At 52.2% G+C, this 272-nt stretch carries 1 protein-coding gene; it reads right to left on the bottom strand.

Going from position 1 to position 272, the window contains the following annotated elements; all coding sequences use genetic code 11:
• On the bottom strand, positions 1-272 hold a 272-nt coding region (locus L9G74_RS24160), incomplete at both ends, for a longin-like domain-containing protein (protein ID WP_238898632.1).

The following is a 272-nucleotide window of genomic DNA, read 5'->3' as shown; positions in this document are numbered from 1 at the left end:
CCACCGTGTAGACCTTGTAGAAATTGAAGACCAAATCGAGCTCGCACACGTTGTGGAAATACTCATTGAGGACCTCCACGAAGTTATGAATGGCCTCCAGGTACGCCAGGTTGTTATCGGTGACGTCCACGCAGATACAGAAATAGAGCCCGGCGTAGCGCCGATAAATGATCTTAAAGTTCCGAAACTCGACGAAATTGGTGTGTTTGGCATCGCGGACGGTGACGACGGCGTGGACCTCCTCGATGAGCTTCTGCTTCTCGTCGTCGTCG

Source organism: Shewanella electrica, from assembly GCF_022321485.1.
In the GTDB taxonomy this organism is placed as follows: domain Bacteria; phylum Pseudomonadota; class Gammaproteobacteria; order Enterobacterales; family Shewanellaceae; genus Shewanella; species Shewanella electrica.
Note: the sequence above shows the minus strand (reverse complement) of the source record. Positions and strands in the feature narration are given on the sequence as shown.